Here is a 25,737-nt window from a genome sequence, read left to right as displayed (position 1 = left end):
AATATCAGTTGGACACTGGACCTTCCGAAGTAAATTTCGGGATCACGCTGGTAGACGCCGCGTCGGGTTCGATACCCGGCCAGTTGCCTTCTGCCAAATTGATGTTTCCGGGAACGTCCTCTTCCCAAAAGCCGACGACTACATCGGTGATGTTCAGATACAGTTTGTCATCGACGATCCGCCACAGGTTCGGGTTGGCCGGAACCTTGCCGCCACGCGACACGCCATAGGCGCAGTGTCCATCATATTGCGGCGCATAGTAGGCCGGATTTTCGAGAAACTTGTCGCGGTTTTCTTCAGTCGAAAATGCCCAGGTCGCACCGTTATAATCGGCAGTGATGTCAGACCGGCCGCGAACTGCCTCGGGCTGCGATTGACCCACGGCAACTTGATCCAAGTCGCGATAGGCAACGACGTCATACCCTGACACCGCAAATCCGGTACCATCGACATATTGATCTCCTGCGAATGCAGGCATGGCGAAAGCCATCGTCGCTGCAAGGGTCAGTGCAAAGCGTTTCATGTGAATTGTCCTCATGTCCTATCGGTTTCTGGGCACCCGTGCTACGGGGCTGCTCAGACAATAGGTGTTTTTGGCCTCGCGCGAAGACCCACTCGCGCCGCTGTGAAAACGAATTGGGAATTGTGAGGTGTATCCGGGGGATTGTTACAAAATTCCCGCGATGTTTGGGGTTGGACTCTGAGTTCTGCAATATTAGCTGTTGATTTAGCGGTCCATTGGCCAGCAACGCAGGAAAGGCATGATATGAGCGAACAATCCACCTATACCCCTCCTAAGGTCTGGACGTGGGACAGTGAAAGCGGCGGACAATTTGCCAATATCAACCGGCCAATTGCTGGGGCCACACATGATAAGGACCTTCCGGTCGGAAAGCACCCTCTGCAGCTTTATTCGCTCGCTACACCCAACGGCGTCAAAGTCACTGTAATGCTGGAAGAGCTGCTGGCTCTGGGCCACAGTGAGGCAGAGTACAATGCCTGGCTGGTCAATATTGGCGAAGGCGACCAGTTTAGTTCGGGCTTTGTCGGAGCCAACCCCAACTCGAAAATTCCCGCGCTTTGGGATCATTCGGATGAAACACCTGTGCGCGTGTTCGAAAGTGCCTCAATTCTTATGCATCTGGCAGAGAAGTTCGGTGAGTTTCTACCCGCGAGTGGTGCGAAACGGACTGAGGTTATGAACTGGTTATTCTGGCAGATGGGCAGCGCACCCTATCTGGGTGGTGGCTTTGGCCACTTCTACGCCTACGCCCCTGAGAAGTGGCAATACCCGATTGACCGTTTCGCCATGGAAGCCAAACGCCAGTTGGACGTATTGGATCGGGAACTTGCTGAAAAGACCTATATCGCTGGCGAAGAATATACGATCGCCGATATGGCTATCTGGCCTTGGTACGGACAACTGGTTCTGGGCCGTCTATACGATGCGGCGGAATTCCTTGATGTCGAAAGCTACAAGAACGTAATGCGGTGGGCCAAAGCAATCGATGCGCGCCCAGCGGTTCAGCGTGGTCGGATGGTCAATCGCCCATTTGGCGAACCACACACTCAATTGCACGAACGTCACGACGCAAGCGACTTTGAGACGCGTACACAGGATAAACTGGAAACGGCAGACTAACGCGCTTTGTTATTTCAGGATCGGGGGCCGCTCGGGGTTACTGCCCGGGGCGGCCCTTTCAACTTTCGGAGCCTGTGGCTGGGGTAAATCGAACCTAAGCCCGACCTTTGCCAGCGCGGCGGCTGCCGGATCCTCTGCTTCAAAGAACCCGACATCCAATGCACCCGCCTCAATCCCCGAAAATGTCAGCGCCTCAGAAACGGCGCGCGCCAGAGCAGGCTGCGCGATTTCAACTGCCGAGACAAATCCCAAAAGATGGCCCCGACCGCCATCATCCGTCTTCGTTCCCACTAGAAAAGCCGCAGTGGCGAGGCCCGCTGCAGTCGCCAGCTTGGAATCAAGTGCAGTCAGCAATTTATCTGGCAGACCGGCGGGTGGGTGAAATTCAGCAAGCCTCTGCTGCACTTCTTGCGGACCGTGCTGCAGCGTGCTTTCCAACCAGCCCAATGCCTCGGTCGGGATCAACATCGATGACGGAGCGGTCTCGAGGTTCAGGCCCAACCCAATTCCCTGCCCCGACAGCATTCCGGATAAAACACGCCCGGACAGAGCAACATAGGGAACCGGATGCCCCGCGAATTCTGCCAAACGTTCCTCAAGATCAAAGGCTAGCACGAAACGGCCATCAGCCACATCGAAGAGCTCAGGCGAAATATTCTCGCCCCTGGCCTCCTCCGACAGCATCAGGAACAGCTCGCTGTCGGCTAACCTTTCAAAGAAACGCAGCCGTGCTGAATCGTCTTCTGGCGCTGCAAGCATAGCGGCATGTGCAGCATCTAAAGCTGTAGTTTCAGTCATTCAGAACCTCTTGCACCCGTTGCCGAAGAACCGGCAAAAGCTCGGCCTCAAACCAGGGGTTTTTCTTCAGCCAAGCCGTATTGCGCCAAGACGGGTGTGGCAAGGCAAAGACCCGCGGCGCATGGTCTCTCCAACGGCTGACGGTCTCGGTGACCGGCGTTTTCACACCCAGATGGTATTTGTGCGCGTGACCGCCAACGAGGATCGTCAGCGGCACCTCTCCCAGCGCATTCATCACTTTTTCATGCCATGTGCGCCCACATATCGGCGGTGGTGGCAGGTCGGCCTTACGCTCATTATATCCAGGAAAACAAAATGCCATCGGCACAATCGATACCCGCGAGCGGTCATAAAAGCCTTGTTCGTCCAGCCCCAACCAATCCCTTAGGCGATCACCCGAGGGATCGGTAAAGGGCTTTCCCGACAGGTGCACCCGAGCCCCCGGTGCCTGACCCGCGATCAGAATTCGTGCACCGGATTGGAACCAGACAACCGGGCGCGGCTTGTGTGCGGTAGCCGTCTGCGCAAACCTGTCCGCGCAAAGTCGGCACTCTGCGATATCCTTAATGAGCGACTTCATCGGATTGAAACGTTCCCGCAATGAACACTCAATCAAGATAGGAATGAACACGGCCGGAGCCAACAGCACCTAACTTGGCAACACTTCAATGTCATATCGCGGGATCCGCATTGATCATTTGTTTCATATTTCGACATAATGTGGCCAACATGGACCCGTAGCACACACACCTTCGAGCCATACAAAACAGTACGATGACAGGCCGCAAATGCTGGAATTCGAAAATGTCAGCAAGTCATTCTGGACCGGAACCCGCCGCAAAGTGATTCTGGATCAGGTGTCGTTCCGTGTCGAACTGGGCACCTCCCTTGGGGTCCTGGCCCCGAACGGAACAGGCAAAACCACATTGATCAATATGATGGCAGGGTTGGAAAAACCGGACGAAGGTGTAATTCGACGGGATTGCCGTGTGTCTTTCCCCATGGGCTTCACCGGGGGTGTCGCCAAACGCCTGTCAGCGCTCGAAAACGCGCGCTCGATCGCCAAGATCTACGGCATGGACCCTGATTATGTCGAAGCCTATTGTAAATGGCTGTGCAATCTGGGTGAGTATTTTGACCAGCCGCTTGGCACCTACTCGTCCGGTATGCGCGCCAGATTTACCTTTGCGCTGATGTTGGCTCTGGATTTCGACATGTATTTGATTGACGAAGGGATGCCCTCGACCACAGATGTGGAATTCAACAAGAAAGCCGGCGATATCCTGAAAGAGAAGCTTCGGACAACAACCTTGGTAATCGTGTCACACAATCCATCAACCCTCGAGAAATTCGCGCGCCAAGCTGCTGTTTTGGTGGATGGTCAGCTTTATATGTTTGAAACCTTGGAAGAGGCGAAGCAGCTCTATGACTACCAAGCCCAAGGCTAGAAAATACAACCCTGACCGCGCAGCGCGCGGAGCTGGCACTGCTGAGGCACGCTCGGATGCGATCGATCGTATTCGCAAGGCGACTCAGGCCTCTGGTTCCGGCACAGACGCGCAGCAGCCGGGGACCGAATTGGACGCAATCAAGCGCGAAGGGTTAACCGGGCGGCAATTGCGGGTCGCCAGACGGCTTGCCCACAAGAATGGGTTGGCGGCAACCTCTGATTATGACGCAGTGCGACTGTTGCGTAAGAAAGGGATTGATCCGTTTCAGCGTTCCAATCTGCTAGATCTTGCAGCTTACGATCAACGCAATTCAACCGACGACAAAGCGACGCAAGATAACATTAAAATTCACTTGCCTCAGACAGCCAAAGAAACTCAAAAAAACCTGCCAGGTCCAGAGCTCAGCCCGGCCCAACGCCGCGAATATGAGATCGGGCAAATCCAGAAAGACATCGCCCGCAGACGGCGCCGCAAACTTGTTGCATTATTTGCGCGGCTAACGGCCTTTGTGATCCTGCCTACATTCATAGTGGGATACTATTTCTATCGGGTCGCAACGCCGATGTACGCCAGCGATTCCGTGTTTTCGATTTTGCAAGCCGACGGTGGAGGGGCCTCTTTCGGTGGCTTCCTCGCAGGGACACAGTTTGCAACTGCACAGGATTCGGTATCCACTCAAGAATTTTTGGAATCCAAGGACGCGCTGGAACGCCTTGAACGGGATGTCGGGTTTGCTGAGTTCTTTCAGCAAGACAATATTGACCCGATCCAACGTTTGCCCTCTGATGCGACGCTTGAAGAAACTTACAAGCTTTTTAAGCGAATGATCACGATCGGGTACGACCCTAGTGATGGTGTCATTCGCATGGAGGTCGCCGCGCCCAGCCCTGAAATCTCGGTCGATCTATCCAATCGTCTGATCTCTTACGCTGAGGAGAGGATTAATGGTCTGACCGAGCTGAAACGCGAAGATCAAATGCGTGATGCATTGGCGGGCTTTGAAGCCGCGCAAGAAGCGCGCAGGCAGGCACAGGAAGACCTGATCGAATTGCAGTTGCAGGGTGCCATACTGGATCCGCAAAGCGTGATTGCCAGCTTGCGTGCCAGAATCGATCAGTTTGAAATTGAGCTGCAGGATAAAGAACTGCAGCTGGCCGCCCTTCTCGACAATGCACGGCCCAACAAAGCTAAAGTGGACGGCACGCGTGCAGATATTAAACGGCTGGAGGCCGTGCTGTCAGAATTGAATGCTGAGATGCTGGATGCCTCAGCAGGCGAAAATTCGCTGGCGCGTCTGAGCGTACGTATTCAGATGGCACAGGCCGATCTAGCGGCCCGAGACCTGATGCTGCAAACGGCAATGCAGCAAATGGAAGCCACACGGACCGAGGCCAACCGGAAAGTGCGGTATCTGACCGTCTCGGTGAACCCTGTTGCCAGCCAGGAACCCAGCTATCCGCGCAAGTTCGAAAATACGATTTTGGCTTTCCTGTTATTTGCTGGTATCTACCTGATGATCTCGCTTACCGCGTCGGTCCTTCGTGAACAGGTATCCTCGTAAGACTCATGAAACATGTAAAAATCGCCGACCTCATGGTTGGCAACGACCTTCCGCTGACCATCATCGCTGGCCCTTGCCAGCTTGAAACCGCCGATCACGCCCAGATGATCGCGGGCACTATGAAAGAGGCATGTGACGCCGCCGGGGCACAGTATGTATTCAAGGCCTCGTATGACAAAGCCAACCGGACCTCGCTGTCCGGCAAGCGTGGTATGGGCATTGATGCTGGGCTGAAGGTGTTGGACGACATTCGCAAAACCATGGGCATTCCAGTTTTGACCGATGTTCATACCGAGGCCCAATGCGCGATTGCAGCCGAGGCTGTCGATATCCTGCAAATCCCTGCGTTTCTGTGTCGTCAGACGGACATGCTGCTGGCGGCAGGCAATACTGGAAAAGCGGTCAACGTGAAGAAGGGACAGTTTCTCGCCCCGTGGGAAATGCCCAATATCGTTACTAAGATCGAAAGCACTGGCAATCAGAACATCCTGCTGACCGAGCGCGGAACTTCGTTTGGCTACAATACGCTGGTCGCGGACATGCGGTCGCTGCCGCAGATGGCGCAAACCGGATATCCGGTCGTCATGGACGCAACCCATTCGGTGCAACAGCCCGGCGGCCAAGGCGGTTCCTCAGGTGGACAGCGTGAGTTTGCGCCAGTGATGGCGCGTGCCGCTGTGTCTCTGGGCGTCGGAGCCGTTTTCATAGAAACCCATCAGGATCCTGACACCGCACCCTCAGATGGGCCGAACATGATCCCTCTGGATCAGATGGGCCATCTGGTTGACACATTGATGCGATTTGATGCGCTGGCCAAAGAGAACCCGATTCAGATTTAACGATTGAGATTTGTGATGAACAAGCCTTTGCCTGAGGTGACCCCAAACACCTGGAGTTTTCTGCGCGACCCGATGATCAAGCCCACAGGCTTTCGCGAATATGATGCGCGGTGGAAATACCCTGACGAGATCAACCTGCCGGGTATGACGGCTCTGGGACTGGGTCTGGGTACCCAGATGCAGAAACGCGGAATCGCACCGGTAATTGCGGTGGGCAATGATTATCGCGATTATTCCCTGTCGATCAAAAACGCGCTGATCGTTGGGCTTATGCAGGCCGGCATTCAGGTCAAGGACATCGGCCCGGCGCTCAGCCCGATGGCATATTTCGCGCAGTTTCATCTGGACGTGCCAGCGGTGGCCATGGTCACGGCCAGCCACAACCCCAATGGCTGGACCGGCGTCAAAATGGGTTTCGATCGCCCTTTGACACACGGGCCTGACGAGATGTCCGAACTTCGCGATATCGTTCTGAACGGCGAAGGCGTCGCGTGCCCGGGCGGGTCATATGAATTCGTGGACGGTGTGAAAGAGGCCTATATTGACGATCTGGTTGGTGACTTCAAAATGTCCCGTCCGCTGAAGGTGGTGTGTGCCACCGGCAATGGAACTGCCGCTGCCTTTGCGCCCGAAATTTTCGAACGGATCGGTGTTGAAGTTGTGCCAAGCCACAACGATCTGGATTATACGTTCCCCAACTACAACCCAAACCCCGAAGCGATGGAAATGCTGCATGACATGTCCGATACAGTCAAAGCCAGCGGCGCCGATCTGGCGCTTGGTTTTGATGGCGATGGGGATCGTTGCGGCGTTGTAGATGACGAAGGCGAAGAGATATTTGCCGACAAGGTCGGCGTCATCATGGCCCGCGATCTGGCCAAGATTTATCCGAATTCGACCTTTGTGGCCGATGTGAAATCTACCGGTCTTTTTGCCAGCGACCCTGAACTGCAAGCTCATGGTGTAAAAGCCGACTATTGGAAAACCGGCCACAGCCACATGAAGCGCCGTGTCAAGGAAATCGGTGCGTTGGCCGGGTTTGAGAAGTCAGGTCACTACTTTCTGGCCGAACCTGTCGGGCGCGGATATGACTGCGGGATGCGCGTGGCGGTGGAAATCTGCAAGCTGATGGACCGCAACCCAGATCAGAGCATGTCAGACCTGCGCAAGGCGCTGCCCAAGACGTGGTCAACACCCACTATGTCACCTTATGCAGCGGATACAGAGAAATATGATATCTTGCAGCGCCTCGTCGATAAGTTGGTCGCAATGGCCGATGCTGGCAAGAGCTTTGCGGGCCGAGCGGTCAAAGAGGTTGTGACCGTCAATGGCGCGCGCGTCATTCTGGACAATGGCAGCTGGGGGCTGGTGCGCGCCTCGTCGAATACTCCGAACCTCGTGGTGGTTTGCGAAAGCAGCGAAAGCGAAGACGAATTGCGGGCGATTTTCGCCGATATTGATGCCGTTATTCGCACCGAGCCCGGCGTTGGCGAGTACGATCAAACCATCTAGCCCACCTAACAAGGGCGCTGGTTTCAGCGCCCTTGATCGGCGCAATCAATCCCCGCCCAGCAGTTTGAGAAGGCTTTTCTTGGCCTCGTCCTCCAGCTTGTCTTTAAGGGCATCCTCGATCTGACCGGTGTCCGTTACTGTGGTATCAAGTTCCTTCCCGACCTTTTCAAATACCTTTTGCTTGGCGTCATCTTCCAGTGCTTTGACTTTTCCCTCTGCTGCGGCCTCAATGACTTTGGTGAGGTCCGGCTTGATCGACGGGCCACTCCATGGCCCCACGATTCGAACGGGTACCGATATCCCCTCGCCTGCATTGGCGCGTAAAGCCACCGGCGTAAACAGATAGTCGATATCGCGAGCACCAAGACCAATTCGGCCCGTGCCATCCGCTCGAAAATTATCCAGTTTCATCAATAAGTCGTCGTTGTTCAGATCACCATCTTTCATCGTGAAGCTGGCAGTGAGGCTATTGAAAACCGTTGTGCCGCCTGAACCCCCTCCGCGCCCCATAAGGCGGTCCAGATCCACCCCGGAAATGACCCCTTTCCCGACTTCAATATTCCCTTTGCCGCTCAGCGACCGCATGATCTGATCTTCATTCTGCCCCACACCCAGAAACTCTAGATGTCCTGACCCGGTTCCCGACAGGCGCTTGATATCCCCAAGCGTTACAAGGGCTTCATTGATATCGATATTATCGGCCGTCAGATTTCCACCGACCGACAGACCATTGCGATTGTTGGCAACCACCTGGCCATTCAGATGCCCTGAAAAAAGCGACGCGGGATGCATTTTCAACACAGCCCTCGAACGATCAAGGCTGAGCGTCAGATCACTTTTGCCAAAGCGCATGCCTGGAACCGAAATCGAATTCGCTTGCAGTCGGATCGTCCCGTTTGCGAGTGCCAGCGATGACGCATCTATTGGGGCTTTGGACCAACCGTAAGCCTCGGAACCACTGCTTGATGTGCCATCATCCCCACTTGCATTGGACAAATCGAGATCGCCCGCGTTCAGGCGCGCCGTGATTTTTGGCGGATCAGAGATCTGAATATCCGCTTCACCCTCAAGCCGATTATTGTCGAGGACAGCAACCATTTTCCGCAGTGAAATCCGCCCGTCTCGGGTATAGGTCATCTGCCCGGATACATTCGCAACCCGGCCCAAGCCTTCGGGAACGGTGACACCTCCCTGACCAAATGCAGCCAACATCTTGTGTGTATTTTTTGCGGTGACAGTAGTCTTGCCGTCCATTTCTCCGGCCAGATTCACCCGGCCGGAAAACTGAATCCCTCCACCGGGTGCAGTCAGACTTAGTTCCAACGGGGTCACCACCCCGCTCGAGAACGCAGGCAGGTCAGGAATGTTCAGGTTAACCTTAACGTTGCCTCCGGGCACGGGCATGCTGGCCTGCATTTCCATCGGGGCAGTCACGTCGGGCCAACGGGCAGATAGATCAACATCGGCGAACTCCATGCTGACCGCGCCATTCTCAATGTAGATCAACCGCGCGTTCTGCAGTTCCAACTGTTCCAGAGTCACCGGCCGACTTTCAACCGCTTGCGCCGACGCACCGGTGTCAGATGAATTTCCGAGTTGGTGCAACTCCCAATTCCCGCGCCCATCCGAACGTTCCAAACGCAGTGTTGGATGATCGGCTAGCACTCTCTTGATCCGGATATCACCCGACAGCAGCGCCGAGGCATCGACCCCTACAGCCAGACTTTGAGCGCTCAGCATCGGCTCGGACCCGGCCCAGGGCGCATTGCCAAAGGTTACGCGACCGGTTTCCATGCCCAAAACGGGCCAGAAGGATAGTTTGACATCCCCAGACAGTTTTAATTCGCGACCAGTTTGTGCCTTTACTTGCTCAGCCAGGATCGTGGCAAGTTTGTCTCCTGGCATCAGCAGCAAGGCACCAATCACCAGCCCGAACGCCGCAACTACAAGAAAGAGAATACGAATGAGCCACTTCATGAGTTTGCCTTTCCGGCTTATCTGCTCTGGTACAAGTCAGCCCTGTGTGGGCAGGATTTGCAAGGGGAAGCATTCCCCTCTATATGCCCGGCCATGAGCACGAACCCACCGAACCTCCGCCCCGATCTGGCCCCCGAGGCCCGCATCGCCGAGACACCACGCCGCGGTCAGCCAACACTTGGAATGGTGTCGCTGGGCTGTCCTAAAGCGCTGGTTGATAGCGAACGTATTCTGACCCGTTTGCGTGCCGAAGGTTACGGTATCTCGCCGGACTATGCCGGAGCTGATGCCGTAATTGTGAACACCTGCGGTTTCTTAGATAGCGCTAAGGCCGAGTCTCTGGATGCCATCGGCGAGGCGCTGGTCGAAAATGGCAAAGTCATCGTGACGGGCTGTCTGGGGGCCGAACCCGATTATATCCGCGAGCATCATCCACGTATTCTGGCGGTGACCGGACCGCATCAATACGAACAGGTACTGGATGCGGTTCATGCCGTGGTGCCCCCGGATCCGAACCCCTATGTCGATCTGCTTCCGGCTTCTGGCGTGAAGCTGACGCCGCGCCACTACAGTTACCTCAAGATTTCCGAGGGTTGTAATCATAAGTGCAAGTTTTGCATCATCCCGGACATGCGCGGAAAGCTGGCCAGCCGCCCAGCGCATGCTGTGCTCCGCGAGGCCGAGAAACTGGTCGGTAATGGCGTGCGCGAATTGCTGGTGATCTCACAGGATACCTCAGCCTATGGCTTGGATCGCAAATATGATCTGAATCCCTGGAAAGATCGCGAGGTGCGCAGTCATATCACCGATCTGGCGCGTGAGCTGGGCCAATTCGATGCTTGGGTGCGGTTGCATTATGTCTACCCCTACCCCCATGTGCGCGATCTGATTCCGCTTATGGCGGATGCGGGCTGTAACGTGCTGCCCTATCTAGACATTCCGTTCCAGCACGCGCACCCGGACGTGTTAAAGCGCATGGCCCGGCCGGCCGCAGGGGCAAAAACTCTGGAAGAGATCTCGGCATGGCGCAAGACCTGCCCCGATATCACCCTTCGCTCGACATTCATTGTCGGATATCCTGGAGAAACCGAAGACGAATTCCAAACATTGCTCGACTGGATGGACGAAGCGCAATTGGATCGTGTCGGTTGCTTCCAATACGAAAATGTAGATGGTGCCCGTTCAAACGACCTGCCAGATCATGTTCCAGCTGACGTGAAACAAGATCGGTGGGAGCGCTTCATGGAGAAGGCGCAAGCCATTTCCGAGGCTAAGCTGATGGCCAAAGTCGGGCAAACGATCGAGGTCATTGTAGATGACATCGATGATGAAGCCGCGACCTGCCGCACCAAGTCCGACGCGCCCGAGATCGACGGAAATCTGTTTATCGATGAGGGCTTCGAAAACCTGAATCCGGGAGATATCGTCACTGTCGAGGTGGACGAAGCCGGGGAATACGATCTTTGGGGACGTTTGTGCTCGTCGGTGTGACCGAGACCCGGATTACAGCAGCCCAAACAGAATCACGACCCAAGCAACACCAGCGGCAACAGCAGTAAGTGCCACTGCTGCACTTGCCGCGTCCTTGGCCTGCCCCGCCAGCACATGGTGGTCGGTCGAGGTATGATCGACTGTTCGTTCGATGGCTGTATTGAACAGTTCAGCCACCAATACCAGTATCCCAAGCGCAAGGATCAACGCTTTTTCAGCGGAATCGAGCGGAAGTAGGAATGCCAAAGCGCCTGAAACAAGATTTGCCCAGCCCCAAGCCCGAAACGAATATTCTTCGCGCCAAGTAGCTGATAGGCCCTGCCAACTCCAGCGAGTGCGATCTTTCAGGTGATCAAATAATTTTCGCATAGGCCTTTCCGATCAATTCCACCTGAACCGACGTTCGCGACCTGCGGCAAAAAGGCAAGAAAAAACCGCCTTTCGGCGGCGGCAGCAGCTTGAGTGTGCAGGCGGTCCGAATATATGGACCGCCTGCGAAAAGCTTATTGCGTGACCGGATTACACACGGTCTGACCCGCCTCGGTCGTGGCCAGTTCGTAGCCTGCCGAACAGCTGGGCGTGCCATACTTGTCATAGTCGGGTTGGATATAGACCGGGGTCGGTTCCTCTTGCTGCGAGCACGCAGTCAGTACAACGGCCGTGGCGCAGATAGCAGCAAATTTCAGTTTCATGTCCATCAATCCTCTATTACTTTTCTGATATTGCCCAGTTTTTCGGGGCCGGTATCAGAATAGGACCAAGAATTTCATATGGCAACCGAATCGATAACGCTTTCGTGAATTAAGGCGAATCCACGCTGGAAGGCGGGTTTTCATTCGCAGACTACCTTTTTTGACAAAGAACCCTAAACTCTGACTTCGACGTTAGCTAAAGACGGAGTAGCCACATGTCAGACGCCCCGATCATCGCCCAGAAATCGCCCTATCCGGTCGAAGTGACCGAAGGAAAAACCTATTTCTGGTGTGCCTGTGGCAAGTCCAAGCGGCAACCATTTTGCGACGGTTCGCACAAAGACACGTCGTTCGAACCAGTAAAATACACGGCTGAGGCCAGCAAGAAGGTGTTCTTTTGTGGCTGTAAGCACTGCGCCAATCCGCCGTTATGCGACGGGACGCACAATAAGCTCTGACGGTCAGGCCAAATCGTTCAGAGCACTGGCATTGGCGCAAAATTGCGGTGCTGCAGATGATTTTTTCTGCTGATCAGCAAGCCAAAACTGGCATTGCTCGCTGCATTCGGCACTACGGCAACGGGTCACCATCAGGGCGTATTCTTGAGGCGTGATCCTTCCCTCGGCCATTCCTTCGGTCAGGGATATCCCCATGCAACGCGCCACCGATCGTGTCAGCCAAAAGTGTTTTTCGATCTCACCCAGTCGGGTTCGAGGATCGTGCTCAACCATTGCTTCCTACCTTAATGGCCGCAAACATTGCCCGATTTGGGCAGGCGACTGGTGCCTTCTCTACATTTTCGTTCTTATGCAACCAGTCAGTACAGGCGTGCGCCCATTCGCAACCACGGCATGCGTGGATCATCTGAGCCCAGTCTTGCTGCTCCAGACGCCCATTCCGATGTGCCGCCACAACATCTGCCCCAATTGCCCGCGCCATTCTCTGAACTAGATGGAAATGCGGCATAATCCGCCCAAGTTGCGGCATGAACATGCTCCTCCTTTATGGCGCTAGCCTGTTCAACAATTCCTGGTTACGGCAGTATTCCGGTGCACTGCCCAAGTCGGTGCCCTGGTCCAAAAGGGCAGCGCAATGCCCCGGATTTGGGCATTGGGCACAGCGCAGTACTGCGTCCGAGATTTCATCAAATCGCAAGGCACCGTCAATCGCAGCCTCCTGCAGATCAACCCCGAGCGTTGTAGCCATCTCATCCATCAGACCTGCGTGATGTCGCAGTGTTGCTCGGTCAGACATGCGTTTCCCTTTCTTTGCTCGCTGAAGAAAAGGTAGCCCATGCATCAAAGGATGCCTTTGACTCAGGTCAATGCCCGGCTTCTAACTGGTCCAGATACACTCGGGTGGCATCTTGTACCCGGCGGAACCTGTCTCCACCCAGTTTCTTGCCGCCATACCAACGCGTCACGATTATGACGTGATCCGAAAGACCCGCGCGCTCCATCATCCGCAAAATGACCATCGCGGCACCGGATTCTCCGTCGTCGGCCTTAAGCGCTCCGGTTGGCAACATCGCGGCCCAAGTGTTGTGCGTTGCCTTGGCATAAGCCGTGTCGGATTTAAGCTCTGCTAGCACTGCATCAACATCGGAACGGCTGATTACCTTTGCACCGGTAACTGCATATTTCGACCCGCGATCGCTGAGCACCACGCCCAATCGGTCTAGCTGAATCATTATCGCAATCCCAACTGGCGGGCCGTTTGCAGAACCGCCTCGACCCGTTCAGCATTTGGCGGGTGTGTCGCCAAGAAACGGTCACCCGGATCTGGAATTCGCTGGAAAAAGGCCATTCCAACCATTGGATCATATCCTGCCGCATGGGTGATTTTTGTCCCCAAACGATCCGCCTCAAGCTCGAACACGCGCGTATAGTTCTGCACCCCGACCTCGGCACCCAGAGCCTGTGCACGCTCAATTCCCGCATCATCTGCACCTTGCTTGCGGGCGAGTTCGCCAAAAATGCGCGCGCTCTCCTTGGCATTTTTCGTTTGTCGGGCGATGTGACCCAGAATGTGATGGGCTGCTTCATGCCCCATGACAAAAGCCATCTCTTCTGCGTTCTCTGTTGAATCAATCATCGGCCGCGTGAATATGATCAACGGTCGCCCGTCCTCGTCCAGCGTCTGGAATGCATTTGCTGGCGCTTTTGATGACAGATCAACCAGAATGGCAAAATCACAATTGGCAGTACGTGCCTGGCGGCGGCATTCCTTTTCAGCCGACGCTGCAACCGCGCGGCTGACCTGCTCGAATTCCCGTGCCTTCTCGCGAAGAGCCGGTGATGAGGGTTGCCATTCCGCTGCCGGAATCGCGATTACGGACGAAGAGCCGCAAGCCGCCAACAGCAATACCAGCGACAAGGCAAAACCGCGCATTCCTATTCCTTTCAGTCAACCTGTCGGCAGGCAAGCATAACGCGCCCAACTTGCCTGGGCTACTGCCGAATGCCGCTGCAACGGGTTGCATTGCGATCTCTGCCTAGGCACTGTACCGGTATGTTTTCAATTGAACACGAATTCGACTCGACGGTCATTACTCTGGTGGACGAAGGTGCCAAACCTTTGCAAGAGGACGTCGTCATCAACAACTTTGCCGAGTGCGTCACGCTTGAGCAGTTGGACCCCCGAACTGATCAGATACAAAAAATCACCTTGTCACCTGAGCAGGTACGCGATCTGGCGGCGGCTTTGGATTTGCCCGAAGGCGTCTATCAGATTCGTGAGAGCGACGATTTCATTAAATAGCGGTTCCCTTCCGTCTCTTTATCTGATCTCAGGCCGCTTTTCCGATTGAATTAGTCACCTTTTAGGGGGCAATTTGCCCTTGAAAGAAGATGGCATGCCTCCGACATAAGCACTGCCCATGTGAAGGAAGTTAACATATGTCCCTGAAAAACCAAGCTGCGTTGGATTTTCTGCAGGTGCGCCGATCGCGCCCAGCTAAGACGCTTGTGGCACCAGCCCCGACGCGGGAAGAGTTGATGCCTTTGCTCATCGCTGCCGCGCGCAGCCCCGACCACGGAAAGCTTGAGCCCTGGCGCTTTGTCGTCATCGAACACGGGGCCATGCAACGTCTTGCGGCGCTGACCGAAACCTGCGGTCTGGCCATGGGCAAAAGCGCCGAAGATATCGCCAAGGCACGCAGCCAGTTCGACATGGGCCATCTGGCCGTAGCCGTCATCGAAGTGCAGAAACCTTCCGAAAAGATCCCGGCAATTGAACAGACCTATTCGGCAGGCGCCGTTTGTCTGGCATTGTTGAACGCGGCATTGGCTGCGGGTTGGGGCGCGAACTGGCTTTCAGGCTGGCAGTCCCATAACCGCAGCTTTTGCGAGCAAGGACTGGGGTTGTCCAAAAATGAGAAAATAGCAGGCTTCATCCACATTGCGACTGAAGGGACTGCCCCACCTGAGCGGCCACGCCCGGATGTAACTACACTAACACAATGGGTCTCAGAATGATCATCGTTCAGTCATTTCTGCAGGCTCTGGGTCAGATCGGCGACCCAAGATTTCGCAAGGTTCTTCTGTTGGGTGTTGGCCTGACCTTCGCGCTGTTGGTGGCTGCCTATGCCGGCTTTTTGTGGCTGATAAACGCACTGGTCGGCGATCAGGCCACCCTGCCGATATTGGGTGAGGTGACATGGCTGAACGATCTGCTCAGTGTCTCCTCGTTCTTTTTGATGATGGTGTTATCGGTATTTCTGATGGTCCCCGTCGCCTCGGCCATTACCTCTATGTTTCTGGATGAGGTCGCGCAGGCGGTTGAGGACAAGCACTATCCCACTCTACCCCCTGCCACTCGCATCCCATTCGGCGACGCCCTGCGGGATACGCTCAGCTTTTTGGGGGTTTTGATCGTCGCCAACCTGCTGGCGCTGATCCTCTATGCATTCTTCACCCCATTTGCGTTGTTCATTTTCTGGGGCATGAACGGGTTTCTATTGGGGCGAGAGTATTTCACGTTGGCCGCCATGCGTCGACTGGGGCGCGAAGGTGCACGGAAACTGCGGGCAAAACATGCAGCAACGATTTGGGTCGCAGGCATCCTTATGGCAGTTCCGCTCTCGGTTCCGCTGGTCAACCTGCTGATCCCGATACTAGGTGCCGCGACCTTCACCCATATCTACCACGGCTTATCGAATGACCGACGCTAATTTAGCCGCGTGGTTCCAGTTGGTTCAGCCAATCAAAATCCCTTACGCTGATCAGTCCCGATATGATGATGCCTGCAATGATCGCCCACAGAACCACTGAAATCCCTGTGGTGATCCACAGCTTCTTCTTCATGTGATGAACTTCTGGCGCACCGGCATGGGTTCCCGGAACAATATCGCCCAGATCACCCTGTGTTTTGATGCGAATCGGCAGGACCACAAGCAGGGTCATAAACCAGATAACTGCGAATAGAACAAAAGCTGCAGTGATGGTCATAGGCGTTAAACCTGTTCCAGCTCGACCAGGCAGCCGTTGAAGTCTTTTGGATGCAGGAAAAGAACTGGTTTGCCGTGCGCACCGATTTTGGGCTCACCCGAGCCTAAAACCCGCGCCCCTGTCTCTTTCAGATGATCGCGGGCCGCGATAATGTCTTCGACCTCGTAGCAGACATGATGGATACCACCTGAAGGGTTCTTTTCCAAAAACCCATTGATAGGGCTGTTCTCACCCAATGGATACAAGAGTTCAATCTTGGTGTTGGGCAATTCGATGAACACCACGGTGACCCCATGATCTGGTTCATCTTGAGGTGCGCCGACCTTGGCACCCAGCGCATTGCGATACTGGGCCGAGGCAGCCTCGAGGTCGGGAACAGCGATGGCAACGTGGTTCAGGCGACCGATCATGGAACTCTCCTTCATTCTGCGCTGCGGCGGTTATGGGGGTTGTCCGGCTAAAGGGCAAGTGCGCCAAAACGCGCGTTAACCCTGTATTAGCCAGAAGTTCCTAGCGTGAGATATCTGCTAATCAGGAGTTCTGCCATGGACGATTCGGAACCTTTCGCTTCTCCGGCGTTGCCAACCAAAATTCGGCCACTACTGGGCCAAACCATCCTAGTGGTCGAAGACAGCCGCTATGCTTGCGACGCGATACGCTTGATGTGCCTGCAAAGCGGAGCGCGTATTCGGCGGGCGGATTGCCTGAAATCGGCGCGGCGGCATTTGCAGATCTACCGACCTTCGGTCCTGATTGTTGATATGGGTCTTCCCGATGGTTCGGGCGCAGATCTGATTGCCGAGTTGACCCATGCAGTTCCCCGAATCGGCGTCATTCTGGGGTTGTCCGGCGATGACAACGCCCAATCACTTGCCCTGAGTGCAGGGGCGGACGGCTTTCTGGCCAAACCCCTCAAATCGGTTGCTTATTTCCAGAAAGCTATTCTTGCGCTTTTGCCGGAGGACCGGCGCCCCAGTGACCTCGGCACGGTCAAAGACGATATCATTCACCCGGACCCGTTGGCGTATCAGGACGACATGGCCCATATCGCCGATGTGCTCACCGGGCCGACGGACCAACGCACGCTAGACTATGCCACGCAGTTTCTGCAAAGCGTTGCACGAGATGCGAATGACACAACGCTTGCAGAGGCGGTGCATGAGCTTGCGCGGTCGCAATCCAAAGGTGCCCCGATGACAGCACAGACCGCAAGAGTCGCAGGCCTTGTGCAAGACCGCCTGGAAAGACAGGAGGCAATCTGACGTGCTGACTGCCTACTTCTTAACGGCCTCGATCCTGAGTGTATGGCTCTATCGCCGAACACGATTTACCGCTAAAACCATCCGCCGCAAGCGGCGAAACCATGGGAGCCCGTTCGACTAAACCGTGGCAGGTACTTCTACAATACGCGACCAATCTCGCAATCATCGCTGAGTGTTTGGGTCTTTGCCACCAGCAAGACAAAAGCTGCCCGCTCAAGGCGAGCGGTTGGCTTTAGTCCTGCGGAAGGATTCTTAGACCCAGCTCCATCAACTGATCCGAGGTCGGATCAGAGGGTGCATCCATCATCAGGTCTTCGGCGCGCTGGTTCATCGGGAACATCATCACCTCGCGGATGTTGGCCTCATCCGCCAACAGCATCACGATCCGGTCGATACCAGCGGCGCAGCCACCGTGCGGCGGCGCGCCGTAGTGGAATGCGTTGAACAAAGCGCCAAAGCGGGATTTGACTTCGTCTTCGCCGTACCCTGCCAGTTCAAAGGCCTTCAACATGATCTCGGGCTTGTGGTTCCGGATCGCACCCGACACCAACTCGTAGCCGTTGCAAGCCAGATCATACTGATACCCACGTACGTCCAGAGGGTCGCCCTGCAAAGCTTCCATTCCGCCCTGCGGCATCGAGAACGGGTTGTGTTCAAAATCAATCGAGCCGGTTTCTTCATCCTGCTCGTAGATCGGGAAGTCCACGATCCAGGCAAAGGCAAAACGGTCTTTTTCAGTCAAACCAAGCTCTTCGCCAATCACATCCCGCGCTTTGCCAGCGACCTTTTCAAAGGCCTTCGGTTTACCGCCCAAGAAGAACGCCGCATCACCGACGCCCATACCCAATTGCTGACGGATTGCCTCGGTGCGTTCGGGGCCGATGTTCTTGGCCAGCGGACCTGCGGCTTCCATACCTTCGCCCTGATCCCGCCAGAAAATGTAACCCATGCCGGGCAGACCTTCTTTCTGGGCAAAGGCGTTCATACGGTCACAGAACTTGCGGCTGCCACCGCTCGGCGCAGGGATGGCGCGGATTTCGGTGCCGTCCTGCTCCAACAGCTTCGCGAATATCGCGAAGCCAGACCCACGGAAGTGGTCAGAGACCACTTGCATTTTAATGGGGTTCCGCAGGTCGGGCTTGTCGGTGCCGTACCACAGGGCCGAGTCCTTGTAGGAGATTTGCGGCCACTCCTGATCGACCTTGCGGCCACCTCCGAACTCTTCGAATACACCGGTTAGCACGGGCTGGATGGTGTCGAACACGTCCTGCTGCTCGACAAACGACATCTCGAGGTCAAGCTGGTAAAAATCGGTCGGCGAACGGTCAGCGCGCGGGTCTTCGTCGCGGAAGCAGGGTGCGATCTGGAAATATTTGTCGAAACCCGACACCATGATCAGCTGTTTGAACTGCTGCGGCGCCTGCGGCAACGCGTAGAATTTGCCCGGGTGCAGACGCGATGGCACGAGGAAATCGCGAGCCCCTTCGGGCGACGAGGCGGTGATGATCGGTGTCTGATACTCGCGGAACCCCTGATCCCACATGCGGCGGCGCATGGATGCAACAACATCCGAGCGCAGGGTCATGTTCTGCTGCATCGCCTCGCGACGCAGGTCGAGGTAGCGATAGCGCAGACGGGTTTCCTCGGGGTATTCCTGATCGCCGAACACCATCAACGGCAGTTCATCGGCAGCGCCCAGAACTTCCAGCTCGCGCACGTAAACCTCGATTTCGCCTGTTGGCAATTTCGGGTTAACGAGATCAGAGTCGCGGGCTTTGACAGTACCGTCGATGCGGATACACCATTCGGACCGCACCTTCTCAAGCTCAGCAAATGCCGCACTGTCGCCATCGCACAGAACCTGAGTCACACCGAAATGGTCGCGCAGGTCGATAAACAGCACGCCGCCGTGATCTCGGACACGATGCACCCAGCCAGACAGGCGGACGGTTTCACCGACATTGGCGGCGGTCAGAGCGGCGCAGGTGTGGCTGCGATAGGCGTGCATGGATCATATCCCTTCGGGCGCAGAATTCGTCGCGCCGATACACCCCTTTGGGCTAGGAAAGTCAAGGCGGGTCGCGCCGTCAAAACGGCCTTTGCACGTTGCCCGAGTAGAAATAGACGCCAAGCCCAGCCGCAAAGATAATATTGCCGGCAATTGCATGCAGAAGAACAGCGTAGAAGAATGACCCTCGCTTGCGATAGCCCCAGGTGAAAAGAAGGCCCCCGGCGAAGGTCATGATCGCGACGACCCAGCTCCAATACATCAGGTGCGCAAGCGAAAACAGCCCGGCGTTCAGCAGATAGGCCGTGCGGCCTTGGGGCAAGATCGAATGATAGCGTCGGAAAAAGAGAGAGCGGAACAGCAGCTCTTGCGGCAGAGCGGACAACAACGGGTAGCCGACCCAAATGAAAATCAGCATCTCCGGGCGATACAGCAGAAGAGCAAAGGCTGCATCTGGTCGTGCCCACAATACTAGGGCGGAACAGAAGGCAGCCATGAACAGGGCAAATGCAACAACTTCCGTCCACGACCAGTTTCGCCAACCATATCGAAGCTCGGCCCAAGAGAATCCGGGCGTATCCTGCAGAAGCAAAATGCCGAGGCCGGTAAACGCAAAGAGAGAAGGAAACATCCAGCTCGGCGGGAACAAAGTCGCGATCAGGACCGGGACGGCGACATAGAATAGTATGAACTCGATCCTGAGGCGTTGGTTGGTTGCTGGGGTTTCCACCCACTCGGTGTTTTTGCTCAAAGTGCTACAAGCTCCGCCCGGATCAGCCCCCGCAGGGAATTACCACAGTAGATATCTTGTGCGTTTTGCAAATCGCTCAAGGTTAGAACTGCTTCGGTAACTAGTTTATTATCAATTAATTCCTCTCGCAGAATACCCGGAAGCAAACCGCAATACAGAGAAGGCGTCAGTTGTCTTTCATCGGGCATGGTCAGGAACAGGTTCGTGATTGTACCTTCGCAAAGCTCCTCCCGTTCGTTGAGAAACAGCAGTTCGTCAACACCCTGCGGCAGCTCTGCCCGCGCCCTGTCATATACGGCCCGTCGGGTCGTTTTGTGGCGCAACCAGATATCCGACGAGGACAACCTCCGATCCGCCAGACCCACACGCCAGACCGATGGGTTGGCTGCAAGTTCCCCGGTTGTCAGCTCAAAATTACCACGTGCGTCCAGCGTCAGGCGGCAGCGCATCGAGGTTTCCCGCGATGCATTCTCCAAAGTTTGATGGGCAGAGGCTCGGTCAAACGCTATCCCCAACTTCTCAGCTGTGCGGGCCATGCGGGACAGATGGCGGTCGAGACGAACAAACCCTTGCCCCGGCCGGAACGCCAGAGTTTCGATCAGACGGAAATCAGGCTCAGTTGGTGGGCGAAGCGGGCTTTCCATAGCGCCTCCTCATATTCTGAAGGGGCAGTGCTGTCCCAGACCAGCCCACCGCCGACGTTCAGGGTCGCTTTGTCGTCTTCAACCATAAGAGTGCGGATGGCCACGTTGAATTCAGATCGCCCATCCGGTGCTGCCCAGCCAATGGTGCCGCAATAGGCATCGCGGGGCCACGGCTCAAGATCAGACAGGATTTCCATCGCCCTGATCTTAGGTGCCCCGGTGATCGAGCCGCACGGGAAGAGGGCCGTCAGAATATCCGACAACCCGACGCCGACATGCAATTGCGCCTGCACCAGCGAGACCATCTGGTGCACGGTTGCATAGGTCTCGACCTTGAACAGCTCGGGCACTTTTACCGACCCGGCCAAAGCCACCCGGCTGATATCATTGCGTAACAGATCAACGATCATCAGATTTTCAGCCCGGTTCTTTCCGTCTGACGACAAGAAAACGCGGCGGCGTTCGTCTTCGACCGGGTCTTCGCTGCGCGGTTGGGTGCCCTTCATCGGGCGCGTTTCGATCCGACCTTCGGCATCGGTACGGAAGAACAGTTCAGGAGATCGGCTCAGCAAGTCGGGCAAGCCATCCTGCTGGACCAATGCGCCATGACCAACAGGCTGGCCCGCCGCCAGCGTAGCGTAAAGCGCGGCGCTGTCTCCGGTCACTTCAAGGTCTATCGGGAAAGTGAGATTAGCTTGATAGATGTCCCCAGCACCGATGGCGTCATGCACCAATCGAAAGGCTTGGGTGTAGCGCGCCTCGTCCCAACGAGGTTCAAACTCGGTGATACCGCCAGTATTTTGTGACAGGCCAACGCGATCCGGTTCATCAAACACCCCGAAACACAACAACGGCAGGCGACGACCTGCTGGCAATCGATCCGCGAGTCGTGGTTCCAGCACATAGCCAAGTTCGTAACTTGCGTATCCTGCCAGCCAAGCCCCATCCGCGCGCACCTGATCAAGCGCCGCCAGAGCCTGGGGCACCTCTTCCGCGTTGTCCGCGCGGATAATCCGGATTGGACGCTCGAAACGAGTTCCGCGCCCGGCTGGTCCTTGATCGAAACGAATACGCAATTGCATCCTCATTTGCCGTGCTGCGCGGTATAGAGAATAGCGCGCCGAGGGAAAGAGGGGAAAGCGGCAATTTTAAACCCATTTCCGATAGCTCTTGCACCTTTTCGCGCGGTCCCTATAACGCAGGACAATTTGGGCGCTGGGGCGGTGCCCCGACTCGCGGACAATCGAAGGAACAAGGCCATGCCGAGAAGAACCGACATCCAGTCGATCATGATCATCGGGGCGGGGCCCATTGTTATCGGTCAGGCGTGCGAGTTTGACTATTCCGGTGCACAGGCTTGCAAGGCTCTGCGCGAAGAAGGCTACAGGGTCATTCTGGTGAACTCGAACCCGGCCACGATCATGACCGACCCCGGTCTGGCCGATGCGACCTATATCGAACCGATCACGCCCGAGGTTGTCGCCAAGATCATCGAAAAAGAACGCCCCGATGCCCTGCTGCCCACAATGGGCGGACAGACCGGCCTGAACACTTCGTTGGCACTGGAAGAGATGGGCGTGCTGGACGAGTTCGGTGTCGAGATGATTGGCGCCAAACGCGACGCCATTGAAATGGCCGAAGACCGCGCTCTGTTCCGCGAAGCAATGGACCGGCTGGGTATCGAAAACCCCAAGGCCGAAATCGTGACCGCGCCCAAGGATGAGGACGGCAAGAAGGACCTCGACGCGGGCGTGGCGCTGGCGCTGGACACGCTTGAAACCGTGGGCCTGCCCGCCATCATTCGCCCCGCTTTCACGTTGGGCGGCACCGGCGGTGGTGTGGCGTATAACCGCGAGGACTACATCCATATTTGCCGCTCGGGCATGGATGCCTCGCCCGTGGGTCAGATCCTGATCGACGAAAGCCTGCTGGGCTGGAAAGAATACGAAATGGAAGTGGTGCGCGACACCGCCGACAACGCCATTATCGTCTGTTCCATCGAAAACGTCGATCCGATGGGCGTGCACACAGGTGACTCGATCACAGTGGCCCCTGCCCTGACGCTTACCGACAAAGAATACCAGATCATGCGCAATCACTCGATTGCCGTGCTGCGTGAAATCGGCGTCGAAACGGGCGGCTCGAACGTGCAATGGGCGATTAACCCGGATGACGGCCGCATGGTCGTGATCGAGATGAACCCCCGCGTTTCCCGGTCGTCCGCGCTGGCATCGAAAGCAACGGGTTTCCCGATTGCAAAGATCGCGGCAAAACTGGCAGTTGGGTACACGCTGGACGAATTGGACAACGACATCACCAAGGTCACCCCTGCTTCGTTCGAGCCGACCATCGACTATGTCGTCACCAAAATCCCGAAATTCGCGTTTGAGAAATTCCCTGGGTCTGAGCCCTACCTGACCACCGCGATGAAGTCGGTGGGTGAGGCCATGTCGATCGGCCGCACGATCCACGAATCAATGCAAAAGGCCCTGGCTTCGATGGAATCCGGCCTGACCGGCTTTGATGAGATTGAAATCCCCGGCCTGAATGTAGGTGTTTGGGAAGAAGCCGACGACAAAGCTGCCGCAATCAAGGCTATCAGCCAGCAAACCCCAGATCGTCTGCGCACCATTGCCCAAGCCATGCGCCACGGCCTGACTGATGATGAGATTTTCGGCGTCACCAAGTTCGACCCGTGGTTCCTCGCCCGCATCCGTGAGATCATCGAAGCCGAGCGTCAGGTTCGTAAAGACGGCCTGCCGGTGACCGAGGACGGTATCCGCAAGCTGAAAATGCTGGGCTTCACGGATGCGCGCCTCGGCAATCTGACCGGCCGCGACGAAGACAATGTTCGCCGCGCCCGCCGCAATCTGGGTGTGAATGCTGTCTTTAAACGCATCGACACCTGCGCCGCTGAGTTCGAAGCGCAGACACCCTACATGTACTCGACCTACGAGGCCCCCATGATGGGTGAGGTTGAGTGCGAGGCGCGCCCGAGCGACCGCAAAAAGGTCGTCATCCTTGGTGGTGGTCCGAACCGGATCGGCCAGGGGATCGAGTTCGATTATTGCTGCTGCCACGCCTGTTTCGCTCTGACCGAGGCCGGGTATGAGACCATAATGGTCAACTGCAACCCCGAGACGGTTTCGACCGACTACGACACCTCGGACCGGTTGTATTTCGAGCCGCTGACTTTCGAGCACGTTATGGAAATCCTGTCCAAAGAGCAGGAAAACGGCAGGCTGCACGGTGTGATCGTTCAGTTCGGCGGACAGACCCCACTGAAACTGGCCAACGCGCTTGAAGCTGAAGGCATTCCGATCCTCGGCACCACTCCAGACGCCATCGACCTTGCCGAAGACCGCGAGCGGTTTCAGGCGCTGGTCAACGATCTGGGCCTGAAACAGCCGAAGAACGGCATTGCTTCGACTGATGAGCAAGCGCTGGAAATTGCCGAAGAGATCGGCTTCCCTCTGGTTATCCGTCCCTCATATGTCCTGGGTGGTCGCGCAATGGAAATCGTGCGCGATATGGACCAGCTGCGGCGCTATATTAACGAGGCCGTGGTGGTCTCGGGCGACAGCCCCGTGCTGTTGGACAGCTATCTTGCCGGGGCTGTTGAATTGGACGTCGACGCGCTGTGCGATGGCACAGACGTGCATGTCGCAGGCATCATGCAGCATATCGAAGAGGCTGGCGTTCACTCGGGTGACTCGGCCTGTTCACTGCCGCCCTATTCGCTGTCAAAAGAGATCATTGAACAGATCAAGGATCAGGCGTTCAAGCTGGCCAAGGCACTGAACGTTGTGGGCCTGATGAACGTGCAGTTCGCGATTAAGGATGATGAGATATACCTGATCGAAGTGAACCCCCGCGCCTCGCGCACCGTGCCCTTCGTGGCCAAGGCGACTGACAGTGCGATTGCATCGATTGCCGCCCGTGTAATGGCAGGTGAAAAACTGGCGGATTTCCCAAAGCGACCACCTTATAAGGCGGTGGACGACACCAAAATCGCCGACCAGATGACGCTGGCCGATCCAAATATGCCGTGGTTCTCGGTGAAAGAAGCCGTACTTCCCTTTGCGCGCTTCCCTGGCGTTGACACCATCCTGGGCCCTGAAATGCGTTCGACCGGAGAGGTCATGGGCTGGGATCGCGACTTCCCGCGCGCTTTCCTGAAAGCACAAATGGGGGCCGGAATGGTGCTGCCCAGCACAGGTCGTGCGTTTATCTCGATCAAGGATGCCGATAAAGGTCCGGATATGCTCGAAGCAGCGCGTGTTTTGGTTGAGCAAGGCTTTGAGCTTGTTGCGACCCGCGGCACACAAAGCTGGCTGGACGGCGAAGGCGTAACGTGCGGCGTGGTCAACAAAGTGTACGAAGGCCGCCCGGATGTGACCGACCTGATGAAGGACGGCGGCGTGCAGTTGGTCATGAACTCGACCGAGGGCGCACAGGCGGTAGAAGACAGCCGCTCAATCCGTTCGATCGCGTTGTATGACAAGATCCCATACTACACCACAGCCGCCGCCAGCTACGCCGCTGCGCTGGCGATTAAGGCGCAGGCCGAAGGCGATGTTGAGGTGAAATCGCTGCAGGGTTAAACTCTCGCGACGAAATATATGAATTGACCCCGGCCTTAGCCGGGGTCTTTTTTCTTC

The 25,737-nt window shown here is 56.1% G+C and carries 29 protein-coding genes; 12 read left to right on the top strand and 17 right to left on the bottom strand.

From position 1 onward, the window contains the following. Window positions 1-4: 4 nt before the first annotated feature. A complete protein-coding gene (locus ACR0KN_RS09920; protein ID WP_010441843.1) occupies window positions 5-523 on the bottom strand; it encodes a YHS domain-containing (seleno)protein in 519 nt (172 codons plus the stop codon). A 243-nt stretch (window positions 524-766) separates the two neighbouring features. Here ACR0KN_RS09920 and yghU point away from each other — a divergent pair, with 243 nt between their 5' ends. Beyond that, complete coding sequence (gene yghU / locus ACR0KN_RS09915; protein WP_480653181.1) at window positions 767-1,642, top strand: glutathione-dependent disulfide-bond oxidoreductase; 876 nt, start codon at window positions 767-769, stop codon at window positions 1,640-1,642. A gap of 9 nt (window positions 1,643-1,651) precedes the next feature. Here yghU and ACR0KN_RS09910 read toward each other — a convergent pair whose 3' ends face one another. Both ACR0KN_RS09910 and ACR0KN_RS09905 read right to left on the bottom strand, forming a co-directional pair. Beyond that, window positions 1,652-2,440 carry an SseB family protein gene (locus tag ACR0KN_RS09910; protein WP_480653179.1) on the bottom strand — a complete coding sequence of 263 codons (789 nt, stop codon included), beginning with the start codon at window positions 2,438-2,440 and terminating at the stop codon, window positions 1,652-1,654. Beyond that, a complete protein-coding gene (locus ACR0KN_RS09905; protein ID WP_319545032.1) occupies window positions 2,433-3,020 on the bottom strand; it encodes a uracil-DNA glycosylase family protein in 588 nt (195 codons plus the stop codon). The genes ACR0KN_RS09910 and ACR0KN_RS09905 overlap by 8 nt, the downstream gene beginning before the upstream one ends. Window positions 3,021-3,228: 208 nt before the next feature. On the opposite strand from ACR0KN_RS09905, the gene ACR0KN_RS09900 reads away from it, so the two are divergent. From ACR0KN_RS09900 to ACR0KN_RS09885, 4 genes are read left to right on the top strand one after another with little or no spacing between them, the layout of a single operon-like run. After that, window positions 3,229-3,888 carry an ABC transporter ATP-binding protein gene (locus ACR0KN_RS09900; RefSeq protein ID WP_010441839.1) on the top strand — a complete coding sequence of 220 codons (660 nt, stop codon included), beginning with the start codon at window positions 3,229-3,231 and terminating at the stop codon, window positions 3,886-3,888. After that, window positions 3,866-5,452: a KpsE/RkpR family capsule polysaccharide export protein gene (locus tag ACR0KN_RS09895; RefSeq protein WP_480653176.1), complete on the top strand. Its 1,587-nt coding sequence runs from the start codon at window positions 3,866-3,868 to the stop codon at window positions 5,450-5,452. Before ACR0KN_RS09900 ends, ACR0KN_RS09895 begins: the two co-directional genes overlap by 23 nt. A gap of 5 nt (window positions 5,453-5,457) precedes the next feature. Continuing rightward, on the top strand, window positions 5,458-6,291 hold the full coding sequence (gene kdsA / locus ACR0KN_RS09890) for a 3-deoxy-8-phosphooctulonate synthase (protein ID WP_260022954.1): 834 nt from the start codon (window positions 5,458-5,460) through the stop codon (window positions 6,289-6,291). Between the two features lie 15 nt (window positions 6,292-6,306). Next, window positions 6,307-7,803, top strand: a complete 1,497-nt coding sequence (locus ACR0KN_RS09885) for a phosphomannomutase/phosphoglucomutase (protein ID WP_480653174.1) — start codon at window positions 6,307-6,309, stop codon at window positions 7,801-7,803. A 45-nt stretch (window positions 7,804-7,848) separates the two neighbouring features. Here ACR0KN_RS09885 and ACR0KN_RS09880 read toward each other — a convergent pair whose 3' ends face one another. Further along, window positions 7,849-9,780: an AsmA family protein gene (locus tag ACR0KN_RS09880; RefSeq protein WP_480653172.1), complete on the bottom strand. Its 1,932-nt coding sequence runs from the start codon at window positions 9,778-9,780 to the stop codon at window positions 7,849-7,851. Between the two features lie 93 nt (window positions 9,781-9,873). Here ACR0KN_RS09880 and rimO point away from each other — a divergent pair, with 93 nt between their 5' ends. Then, on the top strand, window positions 9,874-11,271 hold the full coding sequence (rimO, locus tag ACR0KN_RS09875) for a 30S ribosomal protein S12 methylthiotransferase RimO (protein WP_480653170.1): 1,398 nt from the start codon (window positions 9,874-9,876) through the stop codon (window positions 11,269-11,271). Between the two features lie 12 nt (window positions 11,272-11,283). Here the strand turns inward: rimO and ACR0KN_RS09870 are convergent, their stop codons facing one another. Both ACR0KN_RS09870 and ACR0KN_RS09865 read right to left on the bottom strand, forming a co-directional pair. Then, the gene (locus ACR0KN_RS09870) at window positions 11,284-11,640 is read right to left on the bottom strand and encodes a diacylglycerol kinase (RefSeq protein WP_319545039.1); all 357 of its coding nucleotides are present in this window, start codon (window positions 11,638-11,640) and stop codon (window positions 11,284-11,286) included. A 134-nt stretch (window positions 11,641-11,774) separates the two neighbouring features. Beyond that, complete coding sequence (locus ACR0KN_RS09865) at window positions 11,775-11,963, bottom strand: hypothetical protein (protein ID WP_010441832.1); 189 nt, start codon at window positions 11,961-11,963, stop codon at window positions 11,775-11,777. A gap of 215 nt (window positions 11,964-12,178) precedes the next feature. Here ACR0KN_RS09865 and ACR0KN_RS09860 point away from each other — a divergent pair, with 215 nt between their 5' ends. Then, entirely contained in the window at window positions 12,179-12,421 is a 243-nt protein-coding gene (locus ACR0KN_RS09860; RefSeq protein WP_010441831.1) for a CDGSH iron-sulfur domain-containing protein, read from the top strand. 3 nt (window positions 12,422-12,424) lie between these two features. Here ACR0KN_RS09860 and ACR0KN_RS09855 read toward each other — a convergent pair whose 3' ends face one another. The 5 genes from ACR0KN_RS09855 to ACR0KN_RS09835 all read right to left on the bottom strand — a co-directional run bounded on the left by ACR0KN_RS09855 (window position 12,425) and on the right by ACR0KN_RS09835 (window position 14,354). After that, on the bottom strand, window positions 12,425-12,694 hold the full coding sequence (locus ACR0KN_RS09855; RefSeq protein ID WP_480653167.1) for a DUF6455 family protein: 270 nt from the start codon (window positions 12,692-12,694) through the stop codon (window positions 12,425-12,427). Then, window positions 12,687-12,950: a DUF6455 family protein gene (locus ACR0KN_RS09850; RefSeq protein ID WP_037321510.1), complete on the bottom strand. Its 264-nt coding sequence runs from the start codon at window positions 12,948-12,950 to the stop codon at window positions 12,687-12,689. The genes ACR0KN_RS09855 and ACR0KN_RS09850 overlap by 8 nt, the downstream gene beginning before the upstream one ends. A gap of 15 nt (window positions 12,951-12,965) precedes the next feature. Next, window positions 12,966-13,217: a DUF6455 family protein gene (locus tag ACR0KN_RS09845; protein ID WP_010441828.1), complete on the bottom strand. Its 252-nt coding sequence runs from the start codon at window positions 13,215-13,217 to the stop codon at window positions 12,966-12,968. 67 nt (window positions 13,218-13,284) lie between these two features. After that, entirely contained in the window at window positions 13,285-13,653 is a 369-nt protein-coding gene (locus ACR0KN_RS09840) for a YigZ family protein (RefSeq protein WP_480653164.1), read from the bottom strand. Continuing rightward, window positions 13,653-14,354, bottom strand: a complete 702-nt coding sequence (locus ACR0KN_RS09835; RefSeq protein ID WP_480653162.1) for a M48 family metallopeptidase — start codon at window positions 14,352-14,354, stop codon at window positions 13,653-13,655. Before ACR0KN_RS09835 ends, ACR0KN_RS09840 begins: the two co-directional genes overlap by 1 nt. A 120-nt stretch (window positions 14,355-14,474) precedes the next feature. Between ACR0KN_RS09835 and ACR0KN_RS09830 the strand changes: the two genes are divergently transcribed. The 3 genes from ACR0KN_RS09830 (at window position 14,475) to ACR0KN_RS09820 (ending at window position 16,134) form a co-directional block, all read left to right on the top strand. Continuing rightward, entirely contained in the window at window positions 14,475-14,723 is a 249-nt protein-coding gene (locus ACR0KN_RS09830) for a hypothetical protein (protein ID WP_170541244.1), read from the top strand. A 137-nt stretch (window positions 14,724-14,860) separates the two neighbouring features. Next, complete coding sequence (locus ACR0KN_RS09825; protein ID WP_010441824.1) at window positions 14,861-15,439, top strand: nitroreductase family protein; 579 nt, start codon at window positions 14,861-14,863, stop codon at window positions 15,437-15,439. Continuing rightward, on the top strand, window positions 15,436-16,134 hold the full coding sequence (locus tag ACR0KN_RS09820) for an EI24 domain-containing protein (protein ID WP_480653159.1): 699 nt from the start codon (window positions 15,436-15,438) through the stop codon (window positions 16,132-16,134). The genes ACR0KN_RS09825 and ACR0KN_RS09820 overlap by 4 nt, the downstream gene beginning before the upstream one ends. 1 nt (window position 16,135) lies before the next feature. On the opposite strand, the gene ACR0KN_RS09815 is transcribed toward ACR0KN_RS09820, so the two are convergent. Both ACR0KN_RS09815 and mce read right to left on the bottom strand, forming a co-directional pair. Continuing rightward, complete coding sequence (locus ACR0KN_RS09815; protein WP_170472854.1) at window positions 16,136-16,411, bottom strand: DUF1467 family protein; 276 nt, start codon at window positions 16,409-16,411, stop codon at window positions 16,136-16,138. Window positions 16,412-16,416: 5 nt separating this feature from the next. Then, window positions 16,417-16,821, bottom strand: coding sequence for a methylmalonyl-CoA epimerase (gene mce, locus ACR0KN_RS09810; RefSeq protein ID WP_010441821.1), 405 nt, complete (start codon window positions 16,819-16,821; stop codon window positions 16,417-16,419). Between the two features lie 135 nt (window positions 16,822-16,956). On the opposite strand from mce, the gene ACR0KN_RS09805 reads away from it, so the two are divergent. Beyond that, the gene (locus ACR0KN_RS09805) at window positions 16,957-17,673 is read left to right on the top strand and encodes a response regulator (RefSeq protein ID WP_480653157.1); all 717 of its coding nucleotides are present in this window, start codon (window positions 16,957-16,959) and stop codon (window positions 17,671-17,673) included. 232 nt (window positions 17,674-17,905) lie between these two features. Here ACR0KN_RS09805 and aspS read toward each other — a convergent pair whose 3' ends face one another. The 4 genes from aspS to ACR0KN_RS09785 form a co-directional block, all read right to left on the bottom strand. After that, entirely contained in the window at window positions 17,906-19,681 is a 1,776-nt protein-coding gene (aspS, locus tag ACR0KN_RS09800; RefSeq protein WP_480653155.1) for an aspartate--tRNA ligase, read from the bottom strand. Window positions 19,682-19,760: 79 nt separating this feature from the next. Continuing rightward, window positions 19,761-20,432, bottom strand: a complete 672-nt coding sequence (locus ACR0KN_RS09795) for a CPBP family intramembrane glutamic endopeptidase (protein ID WP_480653153.1) — start codon at window positions 20,430-20,432, stop codon at window positions 19,761-19,763. Next, entirely contained in the window at window positions 20,429-21,076 is a 648-nt protein-coding gene (locus tag ACR0KN_RS09790; protein ID WP_170779547.1) for an aminotransferase class IV family protein, read from the bottom strand. The genes ACR0KN_RS09795 and ACR0KN_RS09790 overlap by 4 nt, the downstream gene beginning before the upstream one ends. Then, window positions 21,031-22,158, bottom strand: a complete 1,128-nt coding sequence (locus ACR0KN_RS09785) for an aminodeoxychorismate synthase component I (RefSeq protein ID WP_480455809.1) — start codon at window positions 22,156-22,158, stop codon at window positions 21,031-21,033. Before ACR0KN_RS09785 ends, ACR0KN_RS09790 begins: the two co-directional genes overlap by 46 nt. 177 nt (window positions 22,159-22,335) lie before the next feature. Here ACR0KN_RS09785 and carB point away from each other — a divergent pair, with 177 nt between their 5' ends. Continuing rightward, on the top strand, window positions 22,336-25,680 hold the full coding sequence (carB, locus tag ACR0KN_RS09780; RefSeq protein WP_480653151.1) for a carbamoyl-phosphate synthase large subunit: 3,345 nt from the start codon (window positions 22,336-22,338) through the stop codon (window positions 25,678-25,680). Window positions 25,681-25,737: the final 57 nt, after the last annotated feature.

The organism is Ruegeria sp. AP7 (assembly GCF_056539905.1).
This window is presented reverse-complemented; position numbering and strand designations above follow the sequence as displayed.

Coding starts and splice junctions, on each gene's coding strand:
- ACR0KN_RS09920 (WP_010441843.1), bottom strand. CDS start 523: ATGAAACGCTTTGCACTGACCCTTGCAGCGACGATGGCTTTCGCCATG.
- yghU (WP_480653181.1), top strand. CDS start 767: ATGAGCGAACAATCCACCTATACCCCTCCTAAGGTCTGGACGTGGGAC.
- ACR0KN_RS09910 (WP_480653179.1), bottom strand. CDS start 2,440: ATGACTGAAACTACAGCTTTAGATGCTGCACATGCCGCTATGCTTGCA.
- ACR0KN_RS09905 (WP_319545032.1), bottom strand. CDS start 3,020: ATGAAGTCGCTCATTAAGGATATCGCAGAGTGCCGACTTTGCGCGGAC.
- ACR0KN_RS09900 (WP_010441839.1), top strand. CDS start 3,229: ATGCTGGAATTCGAAAATGTCAGCAAGTCATTCTGGACCGGAACCCGC.
- ACR0KN_RS09895 (WP_480653176.1), top strand. CDS start 3,866: ATGACTACCAAGCCCAAGGCTAGAAAATACAACCCTGACCGCGCAGCG.
- kdsA (WP_260022954.1), top strand. CDS start 5,458: ATGAAACATGTAAAAATCGCCGACCTCATGGTTGGCAACGACCTTCCG.
- ACR0KN_RS09885 (WP_480653174.1), top strand. CDS start 6,307: ATGAACAAGCCTTTGCCTGAGGTGACCCCAAACACCTGGAGTTTTCTG.
- ACR0KN_RS09880 (WP_480653172.1), bottom strand. CDS start 9,780: ATGAAGTGGCTCATTCGTATTCTCTTTCTTGTAGTTGCGGCGTTCGGG.
- rimO (WP_480653170.1), top strand. CDS start 9,874: ATGAGCACGAACCCACCGAACCTCCGCCCCGATCTGGCCCCCGAGGCC.
- ACR0KN_RS09870 (WP_319545039.1), bottom strand. CDS start 11,640: ATGCGAAAATTATTTGATCACCTGAAAGATCGCACTCGCTGGAGTTGG.
- ACR0KN_RS09865 (WP_010441832.1), bottom strand. CDS start 11,963: ATGAAACTGAAATTTGCTGCTATCTGCGCCACGGCCGTTGTACTGACT.
- ACR0KN_RS09860 (WP_010441831.1), top strand. CDS start 12,179: ATGTCAGACGCCCCGATCATCGCCCAGAAATCGCCCTATCCGGTCGAA.
- ACR0KN_RS09855 (WP_480653167.1), bottom strand. CDS start 12,694: ATGGTTGAGCACGATCCTCGAACCCGACTGGGTGAGATCGAAAAACAC.
- ACR0KN_RS09850 (WP_037321510.1), bottom strand. CDS start 12,950: ATGCCGCAACTTGGGCGGATTATGCCGCATTTCCATCTAGTTCAGAGA.
- ACR0KN_RS09845 (WP_010441828.1), bottom strand. CDS start 13,217: ATGTCTGACCGAGCAACACTGCGACATCACGCAGGTCTGATGGATGAG.
- ACR0KN_RS09840 (WP_480653164.1), bottom strand. CDS start 13,653: ATGATTCAGCTAGACCGATTGGGCGTGGTGCTCAGCGATCGCGGGTCG.
- ACR0KN_RS09835 (WP_480653162.1), bottom strand. CDS start 14,354: ATGCGCGGTTTTGCCTTGTCGCTGGTATTGCTGTTGGCGGCTTGCGGC.
- ACR0KN_RS09830 (WP_170541244.1), top strand. CDS start 14,475: ATGTTTTCAATTGAACACGAATTCGACTCGACGGTCATTACTCTGGTG.
- ACR0KN_RS09825 (WP_010441824.1), top strand. CDS start 14,861: ATGTCCCTGAAAAACCAAGCTGCGTTGGATTTTCTGCAGGTGCGCCGA.
- ACR0KN_RS09820 (WP_480653159.1), top strand. CDS start 15,436: ATGATCATCGTTCAGTCATTTCTGCAGGCTCTGGGTCAGATCGGCGAC.
- ACR0KN_RS09815 (WP_170472854.1), bottom strand. CDS start 16,411: ATGACCATCACTGCAGCTTTTGTTCTATTCGCAGTTATCTGGTTTATG.
- mce (WP_010441821.1), bottom strand. CDS start 16,821: ATGATCGGTCGCCTGAACCACGTTGCCATCGCTGTTCCCGACCTCGAG.
- ACR0KN_RS09805 (WP_480653157.1), top strand. CDS start 16,957: ATGGACGATTCGGAACCTTTCGCTTCTCCGGCGTTGCCAACCAAAATT.
- aspS (WP_480653155.1), bottom strand. CDS start 19,681: ATGCACGCCTATCGCAGCCACACCTGCGCCGCTCTGACCGCCGCCAAT.
- ACR0KN_RS09790 (WP_170779547.1), bottom strand. CDS start 21,076: ATGGAAAGCCCGCTTCGCCCACCAACTGAGCCTGATTTCCGTCTGATC.
- ACR0KN_RS09785 (WP_480455809.1), bottom strand. CDS start 22,158: ATGCAATTGCGTATTCGTTTCGATCAAGGACCAGCCGGGCGCGGAACT.
- carB (WP_480653151.1), top strand. CDS start 22,336: ATGCCGAGAAGAACCGACATCCAGTCGATCATGATCATCGGGGCGGGG.